Raw genomic sequence first — 24,596 nt, forward strand, 5'->3', positions numbered from 1 at the left:
CCAGAGAGGCGGAGAAGGGAGCGGCGGATGAGCATCAGCGACAACACGCGCACCGTGCTTCAGCAAGCCGACATCACGCGGGCTTTGACTCGGATCTCACACGAGATCCTCGAGTCCAACAAAGGCCCCGACGGTCTGATCGTCCTCGGCATCCCGACCCGCGGCGTCACCCTCGCCGAGCGCATCGGCGCGCAACTGGCCGAAATCTCCGGGCATGCCGTCCCGGTCGGTGCTCTCGACGTCACGATGTACCGTGACGATCTGCACCGCAACCCGACGCGCACACCCCACCCGACCCAGATCCCCGCGGGCGGCATAGACGGGAAGACGGTCATCCTCACGGACGACGTGCTGTTTTCGGGCCGCTCGATACGCGCCGCGCTCGATGCCCTGAGCGACATCGGGCGTCCGGCGGCGGTGCGGCTCGCGATTCTGGTCGATCGCGGGCACCGCGAACTGCCCATCCGCCCCGACTTCGTGGGCAAGAACCTCCCCAGCGCCCGACAGGAACGCGTGCACGTGCGCCTGATCGAGGTCGACGGTGTCGACGAGGTGACGATCGCCTCATGAGACATCTCCTGGACACGCGAACCCTCACCCGCGCGGACGCCTTGCGCCTCCTGGATGTGGCCGAGGACATGCGCGACACACAGTCGCGGGAGGTCCGCAAACTCCCGACGCTGCGGGGCAAGACGGTCGTGAACCTCTTCTTCGAGGACTCGACCCGCACCCGCATCTCGTTCGAAGCGGCGGCGAAGCGCCTCTCGGCCGACGTCATCAACTTCTCTGCGAAGGGCTCATCGGTCTCGAAAGGCGAGTCGCTGCAGGACACCGCTCAGACCCTGCAGGCCATGGGAGCGGATGCCGTCGTCATCCGCCACGGTGCCTCCGGCGCGCCGCAGACCCTCGCCACGAGCGGGTGGATCTCCGCCGGCGTCGTCAACGCCGGCGACGGCACGCATGAGCATCCGACGCAGGCGCTGCTGGACGCCTTCACGATCCGGAAGCGGTTCTTCGCAGGCGACAGCCGTGGGCGCGACCTCGCGGGCCTGAGAGTCACGATCGTCGGTGACGTGCTGCATTCACGCGTCGCCCGCTCGAACGTATGGCTGCTGACGACCCTCGGCGCCGAGGTGACGCTGGTCGCGCCGCCGACGCTCGTGCCGCAAGACGTCTCAGCGTGGCCCGTGCGCATCGTCTACGACCTCGACGAGGCGATCGACGGCGCCCCCGACGCGATCATGATGCTCCGCATCCAACTCGAACGCATGAACGCGGCATATTTCCCCACTGAACGGGAGTATTCGCGCCGCTGGGGGTTGGATGCCGCACGCCTTCAGCGACTGCCGGAAGGTAGCATTGTCATGCACCCGGGGCCGATGAACCGGGGCCTGGAGATTTCCGCCGACGCCGCCGATTCACCGCGTTCGACCGTGCTGGAACAGGTCGCCAACGGAGTGTCGGTGCGCATGGCGGCGCTCTACCTGCTGCTGGCGGGGGAGCGCGAGACGACGCACGCAGAAGAGGATGCCCGATGACCACCACCACTGTGATCCGCGGGGCAGAACTGCACTCCGGTGAGACCGTCGACCTGATCGTCGAGGACGGCCGGATCGCCGAGATCGGGTCGGGTCTCAGCCGAGCCGGCGCCGACGTCGTCGACGCGGCGGGCCTGATCGCCCTGCCCGGCCTCGTCGACCTGCACACCCATCTGCGGGAGCCCGGCTACGAAGCGTCCGAGACGATCCTCAGCGGCTCCCGCGCGGCGGCCGCCGGCGGCTACACGACAGTGTTCGCGATGCCGAACACCTCGCCCGTGGCCGACACGGCCGGCGTCGTCGAGCAGGAACTCGCTCTCGGCGAAGCCGCCGGCTACGTCCACGTGCAGCCGATCGGCGCGGTCACCGTCGGTCAGAAGGGCGAGCGGCTCGCCGAACTCGGCGCCATGGCGTCGTCACGCGCGCAGGTGCGGGTCTTCAGCGACGACGGATTCTGCGTCTTCGATCCGCTGATCATGCGGCGCGCGCTCGAGTATGTGAAGGCGTTCGACGGCGTCATCGCCCAGCACGCTCAGGACCCCCGCTTGACCGAGGGTGCTCAAATGAACGAGGGCACCGTGTCGGCCGAGCTGGGTCTCGCCGGCTGGCCCGCCGTCGCGGAGGAGTCGATCATCGCTCGCGACGTCCTGTTGGCCGAGCACGTCGGATCGCGCCTGCACGTCTGCCATCTGTCGACGGCAGGATCGGTCGACATCATCCGCTGGGCCAAGAAGCGCGGCGTGAACGTGACGGCTGAAGTCACCCCGCATCACCTGCTGCTGACCGAGGAGCTCGTCCGCGGATACGACGCGCGGTACAAGGTCAACCCGCCGCTGCGGCGCGACGAGGACGTGCGTGCGGTTCGCGAGGGTCTCGCCGACGGCACGATCGACATCGTCGCCACCGACCACGCCCCGCACCCGGCCGAGAGCAAGTCGTGCGAGTGGCAGGCTGCCGCGAACGGCATGGTCGGGCTGGAGTCGGCCCTGCGCGTCGTGCAGCAAGCCATGGTCGACACCGGCCTGCTGTCGTGGGACGACGTGGCGCGCGTCATGTCGAGCGCCCCCGCACGGATCGGTCGCGTGCAGACCGGGTCTCTCGTCACGGGATCCACCGCCTCCCTCACGCTCTACGACCCCTCTCCGGTGCGCACGTTCTCCCGAGAAGACCTCCACGGGCGCAGCATCAACTCGCCCTACCTCGGCCGCGAGCTTCCCGGTGAGGTGCGCTGGACGTTCTTCCGGGGCGCGCCCACGGTTGCCGATGGCATTCTGCGCCCCGGAGCCTCCGCATGACCCGCGAGATGGTCATCGCGCTCATGATCGCTCTCGCGGTCGTGCTGATCGCGCTCGGCGTCTGGGCCTGGCTACGTCGGACGCGCCGCGATGGCGGCCTTGTCGCTCCGATCGCCGAAGCCCCGGCGGATGCCGTGGTCGTGGACCGGTTCGAGGGCTTCTACGTCGCCACGACCGCGCACGATGCTCCGCTCGAGCGCCTCGCGATCCGCGGCCTCGGCTTCCGGTCGCGCGCCGCGGTCACCGTGATGAATGCCGGTGTGGCCCTGGACCTCACCGGCCAGCCCCGGATGTTCGTGCCGGTCGCGGACATCGTGTCGGTTGACCGGGCCACCGTGGCGATCGACCGGGTCGTCGAGCCGGGCGGTCTCGTCCGTCTCTCCTGGCTCATCGGCGACGTGACCGTCGACACCTTCCTGCGAGCGCAGGATGCCGGTTCGCGTGCACTCGCAGATGCGATCGCCGGCATCCTTCCTCGTCCCCTCGAACCTTCCACTCCGACGATCCCGACGGGAACCGACGCATGACCCCCTCCGCCTTCTCCCTGACTCTCGACCCCGCCGTCCTCGTGCTCGAAGACGGCAGTCGCCACACCGGACGCGCGTACGGCGCGCGCGGCACGACCCTCGGTGAGGTCGTCTTCGCGACCGGCATGACCGGCTACCAGGAGACCCTGACCGATCCGTCGTATGCCGGGCAGATCGTTCTGCAAACCGCGCCGCACATCGGCAACACCGGCATGAACGCGGAAGACCCCGAGTCCCGCCGTATCTGGGTCGCCGGCTACATCGTCCGTGACCCCTCGCGAGTGGTGTCCAACTGGCGCGCCGACGAATCGCTCGACGACGCGCTCGTGCGCGACGGCATCGTCGGCATCTCCGGTGTCGACACGCGGGCCATCACGCGCGTCCTCCGCTCGGCCGGGTCGATGCGCGGGGGAGTGTTCTCCGGCGATGCCGCTGACCTCACTCCCGAAGAGCAGCTCCGGATCGTGCGGGAGGCGCCGGCAATGGCCGGCCAGAATCTCTCCGCGCAGGTCTCGGTCGCCGCGGTCGAAGTGACGCCCGCAACGGGGGAGAGGATCGGCAACCTCGCGGTCCTCGACCTGGGGGTCAAGCGAGCCACGATCGACAACCTCGCCGCGCGCGGCTTCGACGTGCATGTCCTGCCGCAGGACGTGTCGATCGAGGACATCCGTGCGATCGAGCCCGTCGGAGTGTTCTACTCCAACGGCCCCGGCGACCCGGCTGCTTCCGGCGACCACGTCACGCTCCTGCGTGACGTCCTTGACGACAAGCTGCCGTTCTTCGGCATCTGCTTCGGCAACCAGCTGCTCGGCCGCGCGCTGGGTTTCGACACGTACAAGTTGCCGTTCGGGCATCGTGGCATCAATCAGCCGGTGCTGGACAAGCAGACCGGCCGCGTGGAGATCACCGCGCACAACCACGGCTTCGCCGTCGACGCGCCGCTCGAGGGCGAGACCGACAGCCCGAACGGCTACGGCCGCGTCGAGGTCAGCCACATCGGTCTCAATGACAACGTCGTCGAGGGCCTGCGCGCCCTCGACATCCCGGCGTTCAGCGTGCAATACCACCCCGAGGCCGCCGCCGGTCCGCACGATGCCAACTATCTCTTCGACCGCTTCGCCGACCTCGTGCGCACCACCCTGGAGAACAAGAACTAATGCCCAAGCGCACCGACATCAACTCTGTCCTCGTCATCGGCTCCGGCCCGATCGTGATCGGTCAGGCGTGTGAGTTCGACTACTCCGGCACCCAGGCGTGCCGGGTGCTTCGCGAAGAGGGCGTACGCGTCATCCTCGTCAACTCCAACCCGGCGACGATCATGACCGACCCCGACTTCGCCGACGCGACCTACATCGAGCCGATCACGTGGCAGGTCATCGAGACGATCATCGCCAAGGAGAAGCCCGACGCCATCCTCCCGACGCTCGGCGGCCAGACGGCGCTGAATGCCGCGATCGACCTGCACAATCACGGCATCCTCGAGAAGTACGACGTCGAACTCATCGGTGCGAACTTCGAGGCCATCAACAAGGGTGAGGATCGGCAGATCTTCAAGCAGCTCGTCCTCGACTCGGGCGCGGACGTGGCTGACAGCCGCATCTGCCACACGATGGACGAAGTGCTCGCCGGAGCAGCCGAACTCGGCTATCCGCTCGTCGTGCGTCCGTCCTTCACCATGGGGGGCCTCGGCTCGGGCTTCGCGTACGACGAGAACGATCTCCGCCGTATCGCGGGCGCGGGGCTTCGTGACTCTCCCACGACCGAGGTTCTCCTGGAGGAGTCGATCCTCGGTTGGAAGGAGTACGAACTCGAGCTCATGCGCGACACGGCCGACAACACGGTCGTCGTCTGCTCGATCGAGAACGTCGATCCCGTCGGCGTTCACACGGGCGACTCGATCACGGTGGCGCCGGCGCTGACCCTCACCGACCGCGAGTACCAGAAGCTCCGTGACATCGGCATCGACATCATCCGGGCCGTCGGTGTCGACACCGGCGGCTGCAACATCCAGTTCGCTGTCGACCCCGCCACCGGGCGCATCATCGTCATCGAGATGAACCCGCGGGTCTCGCGCTCTTCGGCTCTGGCGTCCAAGGCCACGGGATTCCCGATCGCGAAGCTGGCCGCGAAGCTCGCGATCGGCTACCGGCTCGACGAAGTCCCCAATGACATCACGGGGGCGACGCCGGCAAGCTTCGAGCCGACGCTCGACTATGTCGTGGTCAAGGTGCCGCGCTTCAACTTCGAGAAGTTCCCGAACGCCGACACGACCCTCACGACCACCATGAAGTCGGTCGGCGAGGCGATGGCGATCGGCCGCAACTACGCGACGGCCCTGCAGAAGGCGCTGCGGTCGCTGGAGAAGCGTGGTTCGAGCTTCCATTGGGGACCGGAGGAACGGTCCGCCGACGAGTTGCTCGAGATCTCGAAGAAACCCACCGACGGCCGCATCGTGGTGCTGCAGCAGGCGATGCGCCGGGGCGCGACGACCGAGCAAGCGTTCGAGGCAACGAAGATCGACCCCTGGTTCCTCGACCAGATCGCCCTCATCAACGAGGTCGCCGAATTCCTCCAGGCAGCACCCGAGCTCAACGCGGCGACCCTTCGCATCGCCAAGGAGCACGGCTTCAGCGACGCGCAGCTCGCGCAGCTCCGTGGTGTCTCCGAAGCCGAGATCCGGGGTCTGCGCTGGACGCTCGGCGTACGCCCGGTCTACAAGACGGTCGACACGTGCGCGGGAGAATTCCCGGCGCTCACTCCGTACCACTACTCCAGCTATGACCAGGAGACCGAGGTGACTCCCTCCGAGCGCACCAAGGTGGTCATCATCGGCTCGGGTCCCAACCGCATCGGCCAGGGCGTCGAGTTCGACTACTCCTGCGTGCACGCCTCGTTCGCGCTATCGGATGCCGGGTTCGAAACCATCATGGTCAACTGCAACCCGGAGACGGTCTCGACCGACTACGACACGAGCGATCGCCTGTATTTCGAGCCGCTGACTCTCGAGGACGTGCTCGAGGTCCTCCATGCCGAAGCACAGTCCGGCACGATCCTCGGCGTCGTCTGCCAGCTGGGCGGGCAAACACCCCTGGGGCTCGCCAAGGGCATCGAGGATGCCGGATACACGATTCTCGGTACGTCGCCCGCCGCGATCGACATCGCCGAGGAGCGGGAGCTCTTCTCGCAGCTCTTGGACCGAGCCGGTCTGATCGCGCCCCGTCACGGCACCGCGGTCAACGAGGCGGAAGCCGTCGCGATCGCCGAGGAGATCGGCTATCCCGTGCTCGTTCGTCCGAGCTTCGTGCTCGGCGGCCGCGGCATGGAGATCGTCTACGACACCGAGAGCCTGCGCGACTACTTCGTGCGCACCGCGGGTGAGGTCGTCATCGAAGAGGGCAAGCCGCTCTTGGTCGACCGCTTCCTCGACGACGCGATCGAGCTCGATGTCGACGCACTCTACGACGGCCATGAGCTCTACATCGGCGGTGTCATGGAACACCTCGAAGAAGCAGGCATCCACTCGGGTGACTCGTCGTGCACCCTTCCGCCCATTTCTCTCGGTCGTACCGAAATCGACCGGGTGCGTACCGCAACCCTGGCGATCGCCGAGGGCGTCGGTGTGCGAGGGCTGCTCAACGTGCAGTTCGCCGTCTCGGCGGGTGTTCTCTACGTCATCGAGGCGAACCCGCGGGCGTCGCGCACGGTGCCGTTCGTCTCCAAGGCGCTCGGCATTCCGCTCGCGAAGGCGGCCGCACGCGTCATGGCCGGAGCGACGATCGCGGAGCTGAAGACCGAAGGGCTGCTCCCCGCGCAGGACGGCTCGCGCGTGCCACTCGATTCGCCGGTCGCCGTGAAGGAAGCCGTGCTGCCGTTCAAGCGGTTCCGCACGGCCGACGGCCACACGGTCGACTCCGTCCTCGGCCCCGAGATGCGTTCGACGGGTGAGGTCATGGGCATCGACCGGGACTTCCCGACCGCGTTCGCGAAGAGCCAGGCGGCCGCCTACGGCGGCATGCCGACCTCGGGCACCGTTTTCCTCTCGGTCGCCGACGACGACAAGCGCGCCGTCATCCTGCCGGCCCACCGCCTGCAGGAACTCGGCTTCCGCCTGACGGCGACGGAGGGCACCGCCGAGATCCTGGCGCGCAACGGTATTCGCGTCGAGATCGTGAACAAGTACTCCGAGACGCACGAGACCGGTGAGGTCAACATCGTCGACCTCATCAACGCGGGCGAGATCGACATCGTCGTGAACACCCCGTCGGGCGGTATCGCCCGTGCCGACGGCTACGAGATCCGTGCGGCTGCTGTCGCCGCCGACAAGGCGCTCTTCACCACGATGGCCGTCCTCGGCGCCGCCGTCAGTGCCCTTCCGGTGCTGCGCGAAGGGTTCGCAGTGAAGAGCCTGCAGGAGTACGCGATCGACCGGGAGGCTCGTCGGTGACGACATTCGGTTCGCGACTGCGCGCCGCACTGGCCGCACGGGGACCCCTCTGCGTGGGCATCGACCCGCACGAAGCTCTGCTGCGGGCATGGGGACTGCCGGTCGATGCGTCCGGGGTCCGTGAGTTCGGTCTCAGGGTCGTCGATGCGGCCGCCGGTCGGGTCGCGGTCGTGAAGCCGCAGGTGTCCTTCTTCGAGCGGTTCGGTGCGGCCGGATTCGCTGCCCTGGAGGAGGTCCTGGCGGCCGCGCGTGCAGCACAGCTTCTCGTGATCGCCGACGCGAAGCGCGGCGATATCGGCACGACGATGGATGCGTACGCGGCCGCGTGGCTTACGGCTGGCTCGCCGCTGGAAGCAGACGCGCTCACGGTGAACCCGTACCTCGGTGTCGGCGCCCTGGCAGGGACGTTCGAGCTGGCGCTCGCTCAGGGCAAGGGCGTGTTCGTTCTGGCTGCCACAAGCAATCCCGAAGGGACAACCGTGCAGTCGGCGCGGACGGATCACGGCACCGTTGCGCGGTCGATCGCCGCGGCCGTCGCGTCGTATGACGCCGCCGGATTCGAGGGCGGCTGGTCCTCGCTCGGCCTCGTGGTCGGTGCCACCGTCGATCTCGCGGCGCGGGGACTCGACGTCCCGTTCGATCGCACACTTCCTCTCCTCGCGCCCGGGTTCGGCGCGCAGGGCGCCGAGCCGGCGGACCTTCCGCGCATCTTCGGACCTCTCTCGCCCGCGGTGATCGCGAGCGAGAGCCGCAGCATCCTCTCCGCCGGCCCCGAAGCTCTGGCCGAGCGGATCGATGTGCGCTCAGCCCTGTACCGTGGAGATTTCCATGGCTGATTCCCGCACTCCTCCCGAAGTCGATCGCGCGGCCGCATCGCGCCGAGCCGTCGCCGCACGGCGCGAGCGCGCCGCGCTCAAGCGTGATGTGACCACTCGCGTCATCACGCCGCAAGAACTTCTGCGTCGCGCCCAAGCCGCACACGATTCACCCCCCGGCGCCATGCGCGTCACCGAGTTCCTGACGGCGATCCCGGCAATCGGTGCGGGCAAGCGCGACCGGATCCTCGCCTCGCTCGGGATCTCCCCGGTCAAGCGACTGGGTGGACTGGGGGCGCGTCAGCGCGTCGCGCTCGTCGCATTCCTGGATGACCGGTGGCCCGAGCCGCAGCCGCGAGAGGGGCGTAGCCGCCTCATCGTGTTGGCGGGGCCCACCGCCGTCGGCAAAGGCACGGTTGCCACGCACATCAAGGAGCACCATCCCGAGCTCCTCTTGTCGGTATCGGCGACGACGCGGAGCCCGCGGCCCGGCGAAGTCGACGGCGAGCACTACTTCTTCGTGGACGATGCCGAGTTCGACCGTCTGATCGCCGCGGGGGAGCTGCTCGAGCACGCGACCGTGCACAACCGCTTCCGCTACGGCACACCGAAGGCGCCGATCGAGCGGGCTCTTGCAGACGGGCGCACCGTGTTGTTGGAGATCGACCTGCAGGGCGCGCGGCAAGTGCGCGCGGCGGCCCCCGACGCGACGTTGGTCTTCCTGCTGCCGCCGAGCTGGGATGAACTGGTTCACCGGCTCATCGGTCGCGGCACGGAGGATGCGGAAGAGCGCGAACGACGGTTGAAGACCGCGAAGGTCGAACTGGCATCTCAGGGTGAGTTTGATTTCCACGTCGTCAACGACGACGTCGCCCGGGCCGCGGCCGAGGTGGTCTCGTTGACGCGTTAATCGCCCCGCCGCCGGAAGTCTGCGAGCCGGGGGCGCGATCCGAGGTAGAATGATCGGATGCCGCGGATTCACCACCGCGCGACAGTCTTCCCCGCCGCCCGATCCCAGGAGGTTCCCCGTGGCTGCACGTGACCAGGGCATCATCGACCCGCCCATCGACTCGCTCCTCGAGAAGGTCGATTCCAAGTACCAGCTCGTGATCTACGCATCCAAGCGTGCCCGTCAGATCAACGACTACTACTCCGACCTGCACGAGGGAAACCTCTTCGACAACGTCGGACCGCTCGTCGACTCGCACGTCGAGGACAAGCCGCTGACGATCGCGATGCACGAGATCCACGAGGACAAGCTCCGCCTCCGTCCCGCCGAGTGAGTTCATGACGCCGTATGGCGTCGCCATGCCCGCGTTCTCCGCTGTGTCGGAGCCCGCGGGCATGATGGTGTGTACCCCCGAGAACCTGGAGCATCGATGAGCGCCCTGCGTCTGTTCACATCCGAGTCCGTGACGGAAGGTCACCCGGACAAGATCTGCGACCAGATCTCGGACTCCATCCTCGACGCACTCATCGAGGTCGATCCCGGAAGTCGCGTCGCCGTCGAGACCCTGGTGACGACCGGCCTCGTCCACGTCGCCGGTGAAGTGCGCAGCGAGGGCTACGTCGACATTCCGGGGATCGTGCGCCGCGTCGTCAATCACATCGGATACACCTCGAGTGAGACCGGCTTCGACGGCGATTCGTGCGGCGTGACGGTATCGATCGGCGAGCAGTCCAGCGACATCGCCGCCGGCGTCGACAATGCGCTCGAGCACCGCGAGGGCGGGTCGATCGACCCGATCGACGCACTCGGCGCGGGCGATCAGGGCATCATGTTCGGCTATGCGACGAACGAGACACCGCAACTCATGCCGATGGCGATCTGGACGGCGCACCGCCTCGCGGAGCGTCTGACCGACGCTCGGCGCTCAGGTGCGCTCGGCTTCCTGCGCCCAGACGGCAAGACACAGGTCACGCTCGGCTATGACGGCGCCGTGCCGCGCTCGGTCGAGACGGTCGTGCTGTCGACACAACACAACCTCGACATCTCGATTCCGGCGCTGCGCGCCGCCGTGCAAGCCGAAGTGATCGATCCTGTCCTCGCGCAGACAGGTCTCGACCTCTCCCACGTGCAGTACGTCATCAACCCTGCCGGACCCTTCGTGACGGGTGGCCCGAAGGGCGATGCCGGACTCACCGGGCGCAAGATCATCATCGACACCTACGGCGGCGCCGCGCGCCACGGTGGTGGCGCGTTCAGCGGGAAGGACCCGTCCAAGGTTGATCGTTCCGCCGCCTATGCCATGCGGTGGGTTGCGAAGAACGCCGTCGCGGCGGGGCTCGCCGATCGGCTTGAGGTCCAGGTCGCGTATGCGATCGGTCGCGCGGCCCCCGTCGGCCTCTACGTCGAGACGTTCGGCTCCGGCCACGTTGCCGACGACGTCATCACGCGGGCAATCCGCGATGTTTTCGACCTGCGCCCGCAGGCCATCATCGATGACCTCGATCTGTTGCGTCCGATCTACGCGCAGACCGCTGCGTACGGCCACTTCGGCCGCGAGCTGCCCGAGTTCACGTGGGAGCAGACGACTCGCGTCGAGGAGCTGCGCGCGGCCGCTGGCCTCTGAGCGGCCGTGACCACCGTCGCGCGGGTTCTGATCGACTCACCGCTGCCCCAACTGGACCGGCTGTTCGACTACGCCATCCCTGCGGAGCTCGCTGCCGACGCGGTCCCGGGCGTTCGGGTGAAAGTGCCGTTGCGCACGGCCGGGCGCGTCGTCGAGGGGTATCTCGTCGAGCTCGGTGACGCGGAACCGTCCGTGCGCCCGCTGTCCGAGCTCGACAGCATCATCTCGCCCGTGCGTGTGCTGCCCCCCGCGCTCTACGCACTGGCTCGCCGCGCGGCCGACCGAGCCGCGGGAGGCGCCGGCGACATCCTGCGGCTCGTGATCCCCAAGCGCATGGTCCGAACCGAGAAGACCTGGCTCGCCGCGGCTCCCCTCGAGGCGCCGGTGGTCGGCGCGGATGCGGCCGAGTGGGCCACCGGCATCCTCGCGCCCTACCCGGGGCTTCTGGAGGCCGCGACGTCCGGCGCACGGGTGGCCCTCGATGCGCCGCCACGACCGAGCCGCGATCGCGTGCTGGGGGCGTGGGCGGAGCTCCTCGCCGCCCTCGCACTGCAGACGCTCGCCGCCGGCCGCAGCGCCCTGCTCGTCGTCCCCGATCAGCGCGATCAGGATCACGTGCTCGCTGCGCTGGCCGACCGCGCTCCCGCCGAATCGGTCATCCGCGATGATGCCCGCAGGTCCGGCCCGGAGCGGTACGCGAGTTACCTCCGCCTCCTGTCCCCGCATCCGGCGATCGTGGTCGGCAACCGATCGACCGTGTACGCCCCGGCCCACGATGTCGGATGCGTCGTCGTCTGGGATGACGGCGACCCGCTCCTCGCCGAGCCGCTGAGCCCCGGCGTCCACGCGCGCGATGCTGCGCTCGTGCGTCAGGAGCTCGAGGGCAGTGCGCTCGTCTTCGCTGGCCACACGCGCACGACGGATGTCGAGCGGCTCGTCCAGCTCGGATGGGTGCGTGATCTTCCGGCGGAGCGGCGGGAGAGTCCGACCGTCATCTTGTCGGCCACGCGCGAGGGCGAATCTCGCGGCGCCCGCGTTCCTTCTGCAGCTTTCGCGGCTGCCCGTGAGGCGCTCGTTCATGGCCCGGTGCTCGTCCAGGTGGCCCGCCCCGGCTATTCGCCGGTGCTGGTGTGCGCCGATTGCCGCACCCCGTCCCGCTGCGCGCACTGTACCGGGCCACTTCGCGCCAAGCGCCCGGGCGCGACGCCGGACTGCGGATGGTGCGGCCGATCGGCGCCGACGTGGACATGCGCGAACTGCACGTCGACGAAGCTGCGCATGGCCTCCTCAGGGAGCGAGCGAACGGCCGATGAGCTGGGCCGGGCATTCCCCGGCATCCGTATCGTCGTCGCCGACGGGGCCCACCCGATCACGGAAGTGGATGATCGCCCCGCGCTCGTGATCGCCACACGGGGCGCCGAACCGCAGGCCGCGGGTGGCTACCGCGCCATCATCTTGCTCGATGGTGACCGGATGCTGATGGCCGAGCAGCTGCGCATCGGCGAATCGTGCCTGCGCTGGTGGTCCGATGCTGCGGCGCTGGCGGCGCCCGGCGCGCCAGTTCACCTCGTCGGAGTGTCCGGGCCGGTCGCGCGTGCGCTCGCCACCTGGACCCAACCCGCGTACGCCCGCGCCGAACTTGCCGACCGCGGTCCGCTCGCGATGCCCCCGACGGTGCGGGTGGCCGCCGTCGAGGGTTCGTCGACGACGGTGACCGCGACGCTCGAGAGCCTCCGCGAGGCCGTGTTCGGTCTCGGTCCCACGGCTCTGCTCGGTCCCGTGCCGCTGGAGAGTGGGGGAGTGCGCGCGCTCGTCCGCTTCGATTATGCGCATGGGGCGGCCGTCGCCGAGCACCTTCGCGCGGCAGTCGTCGCCGACGCTCTGCGCGCCCGACGCGCCGCGAAGGATCGCGGCCCGCGAACTACACTCAAGGTGCGGCTCGACGTGCCCGAGCTCGATCTGTGAGGAGCCTCATGCGCATCGTCTTCGCGGGGACACCCCTGCCCGCCGTCCCTTCCCTCCGCGCTGTCGCGGCATCCGGACACGACCTGGTGGGCGTCGTGACCCGCACGGATGCGTCCCTCGGCCGGAAGCGCGTGCTGACCCCATCACCCGTCGCGTCCCTCGCCGCCGAACTCGGGGTCACGACGATCAAGGCCGATCGACTCGACGATGAGGCGACCCGCGCGGTCACGGACCTGGCTCCGGATCTCGGCGTCATCGTCGCCTACGGCGGTCTCGTGCGCGAGCCGCTGCTGTCGACCCCGACGTGCGGCTGGATCAACCTCCACTTCTCGCTGCTTCCACGGTGGCGGGGGGCGGCCCCCGTTCAGCACGCGTTGATCGCGGGCGATCAGGTCACCGGAGCAAGTGTGTTCCAGCTCGTCGCCGCGTTGGATGCCGGGGATGTCTTCGGGGAAGTCAGCTATCGCGTTCCGCGCGGCGCGACCGCGGGCGTCGTCCTCGATGCGCTCGCTGACCTCGGTGCCGCGCTTCTCGTCGATGTGGTCGATGCGATCGCGGCGGGCACCGCGACGGCGCAGCCCCAGTCCGGGCAGCCGACGCTCGCGCCGAAGCTCTCCCTCGCCGACGGCGCGTTGGATTTCACTGCTGCCGCCGACACCGTGATCGATCGGTTCCGTGGAACGACACCCGAGCCCGGAGCGCACACCTCGGTGGGCGGACAGCGGCTCAAGATCCTCGCCGCGCACCGCGGTCCCGACATGGCACTCGCTGCCGGTGCGCTCGCCCTCGTCGAACGCGATGTCGTCGTCGGTACCCCCTCGGGCACCGTCCTCCTGCAGACTGTTCAGCCCGCCGGGAAGGGAGCGATGGCCGCCGCCGACTGGTGGCGTGGCTTGAGGCTCGACGATCCCCGCGTCGACACCGCGACGGAGGTCCCCGCATGAGCTCGTCGTCACCGCGGTGGGTCGCGTACGACACACTTCGCGCCGTCAGCGAATCCGATGCGTACGCGAACCTGCTGTTGCCGCGTGAACTCCGACGGGCCGGTATGTCCGGGCCGGATGCCGCGTGGGCCACCGAGCTGACGTACGGCACACTTCGCCATCAAGGTACCTATGACGCGATCATCGCGGATGCCGCGGGCCGGCCGCCGGGCGAGATCGATCCGCCGGTGCTCGATGCGCTTCGCCTCGGCGTGCATCAGCTGCTGGCGATGCGCACGCCGACCCACGCCGCGGTGAACGAGACGGTCCGTCAGGTGCGTCACGTCGCCGGCGCTTCGGCATCAGGATTCGCGAACGCCGTCTTGCGACGGGTGTCCGAGCGCACGGTGGAGGAATGGGACGAGCGCCTCGAACGCGGCGCGCGCTCCGACGACGAACGGCTGGGGCTCCGCCACGCGCATCCGGTGTGGGTCATCCGCGCGTTCCGTCGGGCACTGGCCGCCGAGGGGCGCACGGATGAACTCGACGCACTTCTCGCCGCCGACAACGACGCGCCTGCGGTGACGATGGCGGCGCTTCCGGGACTCGCCGCCCGGCCCGAGGACGCCGCCGCCACCCCGTATTCACCGATCGGCTTCCGCCTCGGTGGGGGAGACCCCGGTCCCGTGATCGCCGCCGCAGACGGCCGCGTCCGCGTGCAGGACGAGGGCTCGCAGCTCGCCGCTCTCGCGCTGACGCGTGCCACTGCGGTGCGCCCGGGCGAGCGCTGGCTCGATCTCTGCGCTGCGCCCGGAGGCAAGACCGCGGTGCTCGCCGCCGAAGCTCTCGCTGCGGGTGCCGTCGTCGAAGCGAACGAACTGTCATCGACGCGCGCGAAGCTCGTGCGCGATTCCGTCGCGGGAGTTCCTCTGGAGGTCCCGGTGTCGGAGGAAGACGGCCGCACACGCGCCGCGCGCGGCCGGTACGACCGCATCCTCGTCGATGCCCCCTGCACCGGACTCGGCGCGCTCCGCCGCCGTCCCGAAGCGCGCTGGCGGAAGAGCCCCGTCGATGTCCCCGATCTCACCGAGCTGCAGGGTGGCCTCCTCACCGCGGCGATCGACGCGCTCGTGCCCGGCGGGATCGTGGCGTACGTCACGTGCTCGCCGCACCTGGCCGAGACGGCGGGGGTCATCGCCGAAGCGCGGCGGCGTTTCGGCGAGGGGATCGAAGAACTCGATGCGCGCGCGGTACTGGCATCCGTTTCGGACACCGAGATCGACCTTCCCGCGCAGCTCGACGGCTCGGGGCGCGCCCAGCTCTGGCCCCACCGCCACGGCACCGACGCGATGTCGATCTCGCTCTTGCGGCGGCGCTGAGAGCGAGCTTCTCGCGCTGTTGCGGGGTCAGTTGGTATCGCATCCGCCTGAGATTGCGACCACAGCTGCCCCCTCTGCGCGCCACCGGGCTCCGCAAGATCTCCGCAACTAGGGTGGATGCCGTGTCCGACACCGTTCGTATCAACCCCAGCATCCTGGCCGCCGATTTCGTGAACATGCAAGCCGATCTCGCGCGCATCACCACGGCCGACTTCGTCCACGTCGACGTCATGGACAACCACTTCGTGCCGAACCTGACCTTCGGGCCCCAGATGGTCGAACGGATCCAGGCGACGAGCCCCGTGCCTTTGGACGTGCACCTGATGATCAGCGATCCCGAGCAGTGGGCGCCGCAGTATGCGGAGATCGGTGCCGCGTCGGTGACTTTCCATCTGGAAGCGGCGACCGATCCGATCTCGCTCGCGCGACGATTGCGCGAGATCGGCGCGCGCGCCGGTGTTGCCGTGAAGCCGGCGACCCCGATCGATGGCCTGCTCGATGTGCTCGACGAGTTCGACCAGATCCTGGTGATGACCGTCGAGCCGGGATTCGGCGGCCAGAGTTTCCTGGCGGACCAGATGCCCAAGCTCGCCCACCTGCGCGCCGAGGCCCGGCGGCGAGGCTCGCAGGTGTGGTTGCAGGTCGACGGGGGAATCGGGGAGTCGACGATCGCTCAGGCCGCCGAAGCGGGAGCCGACACGTTCGTCGCCGGTTCAGCCGTGTTCGGAGCAGATGACCCGGGCCGCGCGATCGCAGCGCTTCGCAGTGAGGCGACGCGCCACCACCGGCATTGAGAACGGTTCAGCCATCGATGTGGATGCGGCCACCCACCGTGTCCATCTCCTCGCGGAGCACGGCGAGCGCAGCGGGGTGCAACCGCGTCAGCGCGCTGAGGTCGACGACGAGCTGCTCGTTCCCTGACCCCAGCTCGATGCTGCTCAAGGCAGCGAGCACGCGCTCCGCACCGCTGAAGGAGAGTTCGCCATCGAGCACGACCCGGACCGCGTCGTCGGCGCCGCGGGTGATCGCGAGTCCCGGGGCGGAAATCCCTTCGTGCTGCTCGAACATGTGCATGCCGAAAACATCGGAGAGGCGCTCCAGGAGGAGCTGACCGCGCGTGCTGTTCCCGTGTGCATCCAGCCGGGGGCTGAACACGCCCACGCCGAACTGCGAAGGCGCCAGTGCCAAGAGTCCGCCGGCCACACCGCTCTTGGCCGGGAGCCCGACGCGCAACAGCCACGATCCGGACGCGTCGTACATTCCGCAACTCGTCATGACGGAGATGACGTCCCGCGCCGTGCGCTCTGAGATGACCTGCTCCCCGGTCAGCGGGTTTCGGCCGCCGAAGGCGAGAGTCCCGGCCATCACGGCCACGTCGGAGACGGTCACCAACACCGAGCATTGGCGGAAGTACGCCTCCACGGTGTCGCTGACCTCGCCGAGAATCACTCCGTGCGAGCGCATCAAGTGCCCGAGAGCCCGATTGCGGTCGCCGGTGGCGGATTCGGATGCATAGACGCTCTCGTCGACCGTGAGCCGGCGCCCCGCGAAGCGGGAGAGGCCTTCGAGGATGCGGCCGCTCCGGGCATCGAGCCCGGGACCGGGGATGAGACCGGTCGTGGCGATCGCGCCGGCGTTGATCAGCGGATTGGCGGGACGCCCGGTGCCGTGCTCCAGGCTGATCGCATTGAACGGCTCACCGCTCGGTTCAACGCCGACGAAGCGGAGGACCTCGTCTCGCCCGAGCGCCTCGAGCGCGAGGGCGAACACGAACGGCTTCGACATCGACTGGATCGTGAACGCGCTGTCCGCGTCGCCCACTGCCGTCAATCGGCCGCGCGGGCCGATGACCGCCAACGCCAACCGATCGGGCTCCGCGGCGGCGAGTTCGGGGATGTAACCGGCGAGGTCGCCGGCGTCCCGATCTCGTACGTCATCGAGTACACCGGCGAGCATGGCGTGGATCGGGTCCATTGCTCGACCCTAGCGGCGGCGGGGCGGGTGCCATTGCCGGTAACCTGTGATGGTGAAGACCTTCGATGCCCTCTTTGCGGAGCTCACCGCGATCGCCGCGCAGCGTCCCGAAGGTTCCGGCACGGTTGCCCAACTCGATCGCGGCGTCCACGCGATCGGCAAGAAGATCGTCGAGGAAGCCGCCGAGGTCTGGATGGCGGCCGAGTATCAATCCGACGACGAGACTGCCGAGGAGATCTCGCAGCTCCTGTACCACTTGCAGGTGTTGATGATCTCGAAGGGCTTGACCCTCGAGGACGTCGGCCGACATCTCTGAGCGCGTCCCACGCCCGCCGCTCACGACCCCGAAAGCCCGCAACATGCTGCGAATCGCTGTGCCGAACAAGGGCTCGCTCGCCGAGACCGCCGCCGAAATGCTCGCCGAGGCCGGATACACCGGCCGACGCGACCCGAAAGACCTGCACGTCATCGACCCCGTCAACGAGGTCGAGTTCTTCTACCTGCGTCCGAAGGACATCGCGACCTACGTCGGGTCCGGCGCGCTGGATGTCGGCATCACCGGCCGTGACCTGCTGCTGGATGCTCGAATGCCGGGCGCGCGCGAGATCGAGGCGCTCGGCTTCGGCGCGTCGACCTTCCGCTTCGCCGGCCCTCCCGGGACCTTCACCGAGGTCGGTGACCTCGAGGGCCTGCGCGTCGCCACCGCGTATCCGGGGCTCGTCGACGGATTCCTGGACGAACAGGGCGTGGCCGTCGATCTCGTCCCGCTGGACGGCGCCGTCGAGTCCGCGGTCCAGCTCGGGGTCGCCGACGCGGTCGCCGACGTGGTCTCCACCGGGACGACGTTGAAGCAGGCCGGTCTGGAGATCTTCGGACCCGTGCTGCTGCAGTCCGAAGCCGTCCTCATCGGCGCGCCGGAGGAGGCTCCCGGAACAGAGACGCTCCTGCGGCGCCTGCGCGGCGTGCTCGTCGCGAAACGATTCGTCCTCATCGACTATGACCTCCCGGCCGATCTCGTCGACGCTGCCGTCGCCCTCGCGCCGGGTATCGAGTCCCCGACGATCTCGCCGCTACGCGATCCCGCGTGGGTCGCCGTGCGCGTCATGAGCCCGCGCTCGAGCGTCAACCAGGTGATGGACGCTCTCTACGCGATCGGAGCGCGGGCGATCCTGGTCACCCCCATCCACAACGCGAGACTCTGATGAGCCTCGCCTGCCGGGTCATCCCTTGCCTTGATGTGGCTGCCGGCCGGGTCGTCAAAGGCGTCAACTTCGAGAACCTGCGCGATATGGGCGATCCCGTCGAGCTTGCCGCGCTGTACTACGCGCAAGGGGCCGATGAGCTCACCTTCCTCGATGTGACGGCGACGGTCGATGACCGCTCGACGACCTACGACGTCGTTAGGCGGACCGCCGAAGAAGTCTTCATTCCGCTGACGGTCGGTGGGGGAGTGCGCTCCGCCGAGGACGTTGCGCGTCTGCTCGGGGTCGGCGCCGACAAAGTGGGCGTCAATTCCGCCGCGATCGCCCGACCCGCTCTCATCGGTGAGATCGCCGACCGCTTCGGCGCGCAGGTGCTCGTGCTGAGCCTCGACGTCAAGCGATCCGATGCGACGCGTTCGGGATTCGTCGTGACGACCCACGGCGGACGCACCGCCACGACGCTCGACGCCGTCGACTGGGCGAGCGAGGCGATCGAGCGTGGTGCGGGCGAACTCCTGGTCAACTCGATCGACGCCGACGGCACGCGTGACGGTTTCGATCTCGAACTGGTCGCGCTCATGCGCGAGGTCGCGAGCGTTCCGGTGATCGCCTCGGGCGGTGCCGGCAAACTCTCCGACTTCGCCCCCGCTGTCCGCGCGGGTGCCGATGCGGTTCTCGCCGCATCCGTCTTCCACTCCGGTCTTTTCTCGATCGGTGACGTGAAGACCCAGCTCATGGGCGAAGGAATCGAGGTGCGCAGATGAGTGACCTGAGAATCGACCGGGTTCGCTTCACGGCGGACGGTCTCGTTCCGGCGATCATCCAGCAGCACGACACCCGAGAGGTTCTCATGCTGGGGTGGATGGATGCCGAGGCTCTCCGCCGCACGCTCACCGAGGGGCGCGTGACCTTCTGGTCGCGGTCGCGGCAGGAGTACTGGCGCAAGGGCGACACCTCGGGCCATGCGCAGTTCGTCAAGGATGCCCGCCTCGACTGTGATGGCGACACGCTCCTCATCGAGGTCGATCAGGTCGGCGCGGCCTGCCACACGGGTGATCGCACATGTTTCGACGCGGATGCGCTGGCCCCCGTGATCGGCGAACGGTGACGCGGCGCGGGCGCCTGTTTGCGGTGCTGGCGATCGTCGCCGGCGGCGCGCTGGCGATCATCTCGTCCACGCAGACGTGGATGGACATCGCCCTGAGTGCGGGCGCGACCGATCCGGTTCCGGTGCCGGGAGCTGCGGCGGTCACGCTGTTGGCACCACTCAGCCTTGCCGCGCTTGCCCTCGGCCTGGCCTTGACCGTCGTCGGTCGGGTGCTGCGCTACGCGTTCGGCGGGATCGCGGTGTTCATCGGTGTCGCCCTGTGTGTGCAGGCGCTCCGCGTCGGCTTCACCCTGCCCGTCGACGCGATCGCGGGAACGGTCACGACGACCACCGGTCTCACCGGAGACGACGCCGTCGCCAGCCTCGTCGTGTCGATCACGCCGACGATCTGGCCGTATCTGACCGGGATTGCGGGCGCGATCATCGGCCTCGGCGGCGTCCTGACACTCGCGACCGGTCATGCGTGGGCCTCCGGAGGTCGTCGCTATCAGACGGCTGACGGGGCCGCACCGGCGTCGCGTCCGCATGACGCGATCGACTCGTGGGACGACCTCTCGCGCGGCGACGATCCGACCTCCCGCTAGACTCTCTCAGAGAACACGCGCCACCGAAGGAGAACAATGAGCGACTCGATCGACGACCCCGGCCACGGACATTCGCCGGCCGCCTGGACCGCCGTCGTGATCATGCTCGTTGCGGTCACGCTCGGCACACTGTTCTTCTTCCTCGACATGCCCGCGCTCGTCTGGGCGTCCGCCGGGCTCCTGGCGGTCGGTGGCATCGTCGGCTGGGCGATGGCTCGCGCGGGCTACGGTGCCCACGGCGACAAGTACACGCCGAAGCAGCACTGACGTGCTCGACGGCCTCACGGCCGGCGCGGTAGCGGATGCGGAGGCTCGCGCACAGGCGCGTCCTCTCGCCCTCGTGGAGAAGACCGCCCTGGCACAGCCCCCGGCCCGCGATGCACTCGCGGCCCTCGCCCCTGCCGCGCAGGTGAAGATCATCGCGGAGGTCAAACGCGCGAGCCCGTCTCGCGGTGATCTCGCGGAGATTCCCGATCCGGCGCTGCAGGCATCCTTGTACGAGCAAGGTGGCGCTTCGGCGATCTCGGTGCTCACGGAAGGCCGGAAGTTCAAGGGATCGCTCGCCGACCTCGAGGCCGTCAAGGCGCGGGTGTCGCTGCCGGTGCTGCGCAAGGACTTCATCGCGACGCCGTACCAGGTGCTCGAGGCCCGGGCATCCGGCGCGGATCTTGTCCTGCTGATCGTCGCGGCGCTCGAGCAGCCCCTTCTCGCCGAACTGCACGAGTTGGTTCGCGAGCTCGGGATGACTCCGCTCGTCGAGACGCACTCGCGAGAAGAGCTCGATCGTGCCGGTGATCTCGGCGCGCGACTCATCGGCGTGAATGCTCGCAACCTCTCGACCTTCGAGCTCGACCGTGACCTGTTCGGGTCCCTGGCCGAACATTTCCCGTCGGATGCCGTCAAGATCGCCGAGTCGGCCGTCCTCACTCCGGCGGATGTGCAGCACTACCGTGCCGGCGGCGCCGATGTCGTCCTGGTCGGCGAAGCCCTTGTCACGAACGACCCCGTCACGACCCTGACGGCATTCTTGGAGGCCGGCTCATGAGCCTGCGTGACCAGCACGGACCGTTCTTCGGTGAGTTCGGCGGACGTTTCATGCCCGAGTCGCTGATCGCGGCGATCGATGAGCTGACGGCGGTCTACGAGGCCGCGAAGATCGACCCGACCTTCCAGGCCGAGCTGAGCGCGCTCCTGAACTCCTATGCGGGCCGTCCGTCGGCTCTCACCGAAGTAGCGCGATTCGCCGAGCACGCCGGGGGAGCACGGATCTTCCTCAAGCGGGAGGACCTCAACCACACCGGTTCGCACAAGATCAACAACGTGCTCGGTCAGGCGCTGTTGACCAAACGCCTCGGCAAGACGCGCGTGATCGCCGAGACGGGCGCCGGACAGCACGGCGTCGCGACCGCAACGGCGGCGGCCCTGTTCGGCCTCGACTGCACGGTGTACATGGGTGAGGTCGACACCGAACGCCAGGCTTTGAATGTGGCGCGGATGCGGCTGCTCGGCGCCGACGTCGTCGCGGTCACCACCGGATCTCGGACGCTGAAGGATGCGATCAACGAGGCGTACCGGGATTGGGTCGCCTCGGTCGATACCACGAACTACATCTTCGGCACCGCTGCCGGTCCGCACCCGTTCCCCGCGATGGTCCGCGACTTCCAGAAGATCATCAGCGAGGAAGCCCGCGAGCAGCTCCTGAAGGAAACCGGTCGCCTTCCCGACGCCGTTGTCGCGTGCGTGGGCGGCGGATCGAACGCGATCGGCATGTTCGACGCGTTCCTCGACGATGAGACCGTGCGCCTGTACGGCGTGGAAGCGGCCGGCGACGGCGTCGACACGCTCAAGCACGCGGCATCCATCGAACGTGGACGACCCGGTGTGCTCCACGGCGCCAAGACCTATGTTCTGCAGGACGAAGACGGTCAAACCGTCGAGTCGCACTCGATCTCGGCGGGGCTCGATTACCCCGGTGTAGGGCCGGAACACGCCTGGCTGGCCGACATCGGGCGCGCGACCTACATTCCGGCGACGGATACGGAGGCGATGGACGCGCTGCGGCTCCTCAGCCGCACCGAAGGCATCATTCCGGCGATCGAGTCGGCGCACGCCCTCGCCGGCGCGCTGCGTCTGGGTCGCGAGCTCGGTCCCGATGCGATCATCGCTGTGAACCTCTCCGGCCGCGGTGACAAGGACATGGACACGGCCGCGAAATGGTTCGGTCTGTATGACGAGGGTGCAGATCCGGTCGAAGCCGGGCCGTCGGCCGACGCAGCCTCGGGTGAAGGGATCGAGCTGTGAGCCGGGTCGCGGCCGCGATCGACGCCGCACACGCCGAGGGTCGTGGCGCCTTCATCGGCTACCTCCCGCTGGGCTATCCCGACCTGCAGACGAGCATCGATGCTGCCGTCTCTCTGGCGGAAAGCGGCGCCGACATCCTCGAGCTCGGCCCCCCGTATTCCGACCCGGTGATGGACGGAACGGTCATCCAAGAAGCGACCGTCGCGGCTCTCGCGGGGGGATTCCGCATGCGCGACACGTTCACCGCCGTCCGTGAGATCAGCGCGCGCGTGGATGTCCCCGTGCTCGTGATGACGTACTGGAATCCCGTCATGCAGTATGGCGTCGACCGTTACGCGGACGACCTGGTCGCTGCCGGGGGAGCAGGTCTGATCACCCCCGACATCACGCCCGATGCGGCCGCCGACTGGATCGCCGCGTCGGAGCGCACGGGCCTCGACCGCGTCTTCCTCGCCGCGCCCACCTCGACCGACGAACGCCTCGAGATGATCGCGCGTGCGTCGACGGGCTTCGTCTACACCGTGTCCACGATGGGCATCACAGGGGAGCGCGCCGAGTTGGATGCCGCCGCGCGCGCGCTCGTCGGGCGACTGCGTGCACACGGAGTCGAGAACGCGTGTGTGGGTATCGGCATCTCGACGCCCGAACAGGTCGCCGGCGTTGTGGACTATGCCGACGGTGCGATTGTGGGCACGGCCCTCGTGCGCGCACTCCGCGACGGTGGCGTCGAGGGCCTGGCGGCCGAAGCGCGCGCCCTGGCCGCCGGTACCGCCCGCTCCTGACGCGCGGTCGCTCCCCGTCGCCGCCGGCGACGAACTCCGCAGAATGTCACCAACTCCGCAGGGATAACCGGCATCCGGTGCGGACATCTCGACATTCTGCGGACATCGTGCGGTGTGAACGCGGCGTCGACGGCCGTCGGTCCACCTGAGGGCGAGCGGGATGCCGCCGACACCCGGCGCGACGGGGCACGTTCGCGGAGCGAAGTAGACTTCGTTCGTGCTTTCCTCCGTCGCCGTCGTGACCTCCATCCCGAGCCCGGGCATCAGCTCGTTTCCACTCGGGCCGCTGACCATTCACTTCTACGCCCTGTGCATTCTCGCCGGCATCGTCGTCGCGGCGTTCATGACCAACCGGCGCCTGACGAAGCGCGGTGCCGAGCCGTGGGTGGTCATCGACATCTGCCTGCTGGCTGTGCCGCTCGCGATCATCGGTGCGCGCATCTTCCACGTGCTGACCCACCCCGATTTCTACTTCGGCGAGGGCAAGAACCTTTGGGCGGTCTTCTTCATCTGGGAGGGCGGGATCGCGATCTTCGGCGCTCTCATCGGTGGCGCGGTCGGTGCCTGGCTCGGTTGCAAGTGGACGGGCATCCGGTTCTGGAGTTTCGCCGATGCCCTGGCACCCGGACTCCTGCTGGCCCAGGCCATGGGCCGCTTCGGAAACTGGTTCAACCAGGAACTGTTCGGACTGCCCACCGACCTCCCCTGGGGCCTGGAGATCGATTACCAGAACGCTGCGTGGCCGGCGGGCCTGCCGGAGGGGACGTTGTTCCACCCGACGTTCCTCTACGAAGTGATCTGGAACACGCTCGGCGTCCTGTTCCTCCTCTGGGTGGGCAAGCAGTTCCGCCTGCAGTGGGGGCGTCTGTTCGCGCTGTACCTCGTCTGGTACAGCGCGGGACGCATCGTCTGGGAGTCGATTCGCATCGATCCCAGCGAGATCTTCTTCGGAGTCCGCACGAACGTGTGGGCGGCGATCTTCGGGGTCGTCGTCGGTCTCGTGATCTTCTTCGTGCAGAAGCGGCGTCACCCGGGCCTCGAGCCCTCGCCGTACCAGCGCGGACGCGAATGGTCCGCCGACGGGGCTGTACACTCACAGAACACCGATGACTTCGTGGACGTGAGCGCACCCCCCACGTCCGACGTCAACGCAGGCACCGCCACAAGCGCCAGCGCCGTTAAGTAA

General features: G+C 68.5%; 25 protein-coding genes. 24 read left to right on the forward strand and 1 reads right to left on the reverse strand.

All coding sequences use genetic code 11. From position 1 onward, the window contains the following. Window positions 1-27 precede the first annotated feature (27 nt). From pyrR to rpe, 14 genes are all read left to right on the forward strand, one after another. On the forward strand, window positions 28-570 hold the full coding sequence (pyrR, locus tag N4R40_RS00475; RefSeq protein ID WP_261605402.1) for a bifunctional pyr operon transcriptional regulator/uracil phosphoribosyltransferase PyrR: 543 nt from the start codon (window positions 28-30) through the stop codon (window positions 568-570). Beyond that, a complete protein-coding gene (locus N4R40_RS00480; RefSeq protein WP_261605403.1) occupies window positions 567-1,538 on the forward strand; it encodes an aspartate carbamoyltransferase catalytic subunit in 972 nt (323 codons plus the stop codon). Before pyrR ends, N4R40_RS00480 begins: the two co-directional genes overlap by 4 nt. Continuing rightward, entirely contained in the window at window positions 1,535-2,833 is a 1,299-nt protein-coding gene (locus N4R40_RS00485) for a dihydroorotase (RefSeq protein ID WP_261605404.1), read from the forward strand. The genes N4R40_RS00480 and N4R40_RS00485 overlap by 4 nt, the downstream gene beginning before the upstream one ends. Beyond that, window positions 2,830-3,360 (forward strand): PH-like domain-containing protein, encoded by a 531-nt coding sequence (locus tag N4R40_RS00490; RefSeq protein WP_261605405.1) that lies wholly within the window; start codon window positions 2,830-2,832, stop codon window positions 3,358-3,360. Before N4R40_RS00485 ends, N4R40_RS00490 begins: the two co-directional genes overlap by 4 nt. Continuing rightward, on the forward strand, window positions 3,357-4,517 hold the full coding sequence (gene carA / locus N4R40_RS00495; RefSeq protein WP_261605406.1) for a glutamine-hydrolyzing carbamoyl-phosphate synthase small subunit: 1,161 nt from the start codon (window positions 3,357-3,359) through the stop codon (window positions 4,515-4,517). The genes N4R40_RS00490 and carA overlap by 4 nt, the downstream gene beginning before the upstream one ends. Next, a complete protein-coding gene (carB, locus tag N4R40_RS00500; protein ID WP_261605407.1) occupies window positions 4,517-7,804 on the forward strand; it encodes a carbamoyl-phosphate synthase large subunit in 3,288 nt (1,095 codons plus the stop codon). Before carA ends, carB begins: the two co-directional genes overlap by 1 nt. After that, window positions 7,801-8,640 (forward strand): orotidine-5'-phosphate decarboxylase, encoded by an 840-nt coding sequence (pyrF, locus tag N4R40_RS00505; RefSeq protein WP_261605408.1) that lies wholly within the window; start codon window positions 7,801-7,803, stop codon window positions 8,638-8,640. The genes carB and pyrF overlap by 4 nt, the downstream gene beginning before the upstream one ends. Continuing rightward, a complete protein-coding gene (gene gmk, locus N4R40_RS00510; protein WP_261605409.1) occupies window positions 8,633-9,529 on the forward strand; it encodes a guanylate kinase in 897 nt (298 codons plus the stop codon). Before pyrF ends, gmk begins: the two co-directional genes overlap by 8 nt. Window positions 9,530-9,647: 118 nt before the next feature. Continuing rightward, window positions 9,648-9,902, forward strand: coding sequence for a DNA-directed RNA polymerase subunit omega (rpoZ, locus tag N4R40_RS00515; RefSeq protein WP_261605410.1), 255 nt, complete (start codon window positions 9,648-9,650; stop codon window positions 9,900-9,902). A gap of 96 nt (window positions 9,903-9,998) precedes the next feature. Further along, window positions 9,999-11,192 (forward strand): methionine adenosyltransferase, encoded by a 1,194-nt coding sequence (gene metK / locus N4R40_RS00520; RefSeq protein WP_261605411.1) that lies wholly within the window; start codon window positions 9,999-10,001, stop codon window positions 11,190-11,192. 6 nt (window positions 11,193-11,198) lie between these two features. After that, complete coding sequence (locus tag N4R40_RS00525) at window positions 11,199-13,157, forward strand: primosomal protein N' family DNA-binding protein (protein WP_261605412.1); 1,959 nt, start codon at window positions 11,199-11,201, stop codon at window positions 13,155-13,157. Between the two features lie 8 nt (window positions 13,158-13,165). Beyond that, a complete protein-coding gene (gene fmt / locus N4R40_RS00530; RefSeq protein ID WP_261605413.1) occupies window positions 13,166-14,101 on the forward strand; it encodes a methionyl-tRNA formyltransferase in 936 nt (311 codons plus the stop codon). After that, on the forward strand, window positions 14,098-15,459 hold the full coding sequence (locus N4R40_RS00535; protein WP_261605414.1) for an RsmB/NOP family class I SAM-dependent RNA methyltransferase: 1,362 nt from the start codon (window positions 14,098-14,100) through the stop codon (window positions 15,457-15,459). Before fmt ends, N4R40_RS00535 begins: the two co-directional genes overlap by 4 nt. A 122-nt stretch (window positions 15,460-15,581) precedes the next feature. After that, window positions 15,582-16,253 (forward strand): ribulose-phosphate 3-epimerase, encoded by a 672-nt coding sequence (rpe, locus tag N4R40_RS00540; RefSeq protein ID WP_261605415.1) that lies wholly within the window; start codon window positions 15,582-15,584, stop codon window positions 16,251-16,253. Window positions 16,254-16,260: 7 nt separating this feature from the next. On the opposite strand, the gene glsA is transcribed toward rpe, so the two are convergent. Continuing rightward, a complete protein-coding gene (glsA, locus tag N4R40_RS00545) occupies window positions 16,261-17,433 on the reverse strand; it encodes a glutaminase A (RefSeq protein ID WP_261605416.1) in 1,173 nt (390 codons plus the stop codon). A gap of 52 nt (window positions 17,434-17,485) precedes the next feature. Here glsA and N4R40_RS00550 point away from each other — a divergent pair, with 52 nt between their 5' ends. The 10 genes from N4R40_RS00550 to lgt all read left to right on the forward strand — a co-directional run bounded on the left by N4R40_RS00550 (window position 17,486) and on the right by lgt (window position 24,596). Next, a complete protein-coding gene (locus N4R40_RS00550; protein WP_261605417.1) occupies window positions 17,486-17,749 on the forward strand; it encodes a phosphoribosyl-ATP diphosphatase in 264 nt (87 codons plus the stop codon). A 43-nt stretch (window positions 17,750-17,792) separates the two neighbouring features. After that, window positions 17,793-18,635 carry an ATP phosphoribosyltransferase gene (gene hisG, locus N4R40_RS00555; protein WP_261605418.1) on the forward strand — a complete coding sequence of 281 codons (843 nt, stop codon included), beginning with the start codon at window positions 17,793-17,795 and terminating at the stop codon, window positions 18,633-18,635. Continuing rightward, window positions 18,635-19,399 carry an imidazole glycerol phosphate synthase subunit HisF gene (gene hisF, locus N4R40_RS00560; protein ID WP_261605419.1) on the forward strand — a complete coding sequence of 255 codons (765 nt, stop codon included), beginning with the start codon at window positions 18,635-18,637 and terminating at the stop codon, window positions 19,397-19,399. The genes hisG and hisF overlap by 1 nt, the downstream gene beginning before the upstream one ends. Beyond that, complete coding sequence (gene hisI, locus N4R40_RS00565) at window positions 19,396-19,743, forward strand: phosphoribosyl-AMP cyclohydrolase (protein ID WP_261605420.1); 348 nt, start codon at window positions 19,396-19,398, stop codon at window positions 19,741-19,743. Before hisF ends, hisI begins: the two co-directional genes overlap by 4 nt. Further along, window positions 19,740-20,327 (forward strand): Trp biosynthesis-associated membrane protein, encoded by a 588-nt coding sequence (locus N4R40_RS00570; protein ID WP_261605421.1) that lies wholly within the window; start codon window positions 19,740-19,742, stop codon window positions 20,325-20,327. The genes hisI and N4R40_RS00570 overlap by 4 nt, the downstream gene beginning before the upstream one ends. A 36-nt stretch (window positions 20,328-20,363) precedes the next feature. Continuing rightward, window positions 20,364-20,594, forward strand: coding sequence for a DUF6704 family protein (locus tag N4R40_RS00575; RefSeq protein WP_261605422.1), 231 nt, complete (start codon window positions 20,364-20,366; stop codon window positions 20,592-20,594). Between the two features lies 1 nt (window position 20,595). Then, window positions 20,596-21,372, forward strand: coding sequence for an indole-3-glycerol phosphate synthase TrpC (gene trpC / locus N4R40_RS00580; RefSeq protein WP_261605423.1), 777 nt, complete (start codon window positions 20,596-20,598; stop codon window positions 21,370-21,372). Then, entirely contained in the window at window positions 21,369-22,628 is a 1,260-nt protein-coding gene (gene trpB, locus N4R40_RS00585; protein WP_261605424.1) for a tryptophan synthase subunit beta, read from the forward strand. Before trpC ends, trpB begins: the two co-directional genes overlap by 4 nt. Continuing rightward, complete coding sequence (trpA, locus tag N4R40_RS00590; protein ID WP_261605425.1) at window positions 22,625-23,410, forward strand: tryptophan synthase subunit alpha; 786 nt, start codon at window positions 22,625-22,627, stop codon at window positions 23,408-23,410. Before trpB ends, trpA begins: the two co-directional genes overlap by 4 nt. Before the next feature lie 217 nt (window positions 23,411-23,627). Beyond that, a complete protein-coding gene (gene lgt, locus N4R40_RS00595; RefSeq protein ID WP_261605426.1) occupies window positions 23,628-24,596 on the forward strand; it encodes a prolipoprotein diacylglyceryl transferase in 969 nt (322 codons plus the stop codon).

This window comes from Microbacterium memoriense (genome assembly GCF_025398275.1).
GTDB lineage: Bacteria > Actinomycetota > Actinomycetes > Actinomycetales > Microbacteriaceae > Microbacterium > Microbacterium memoriense.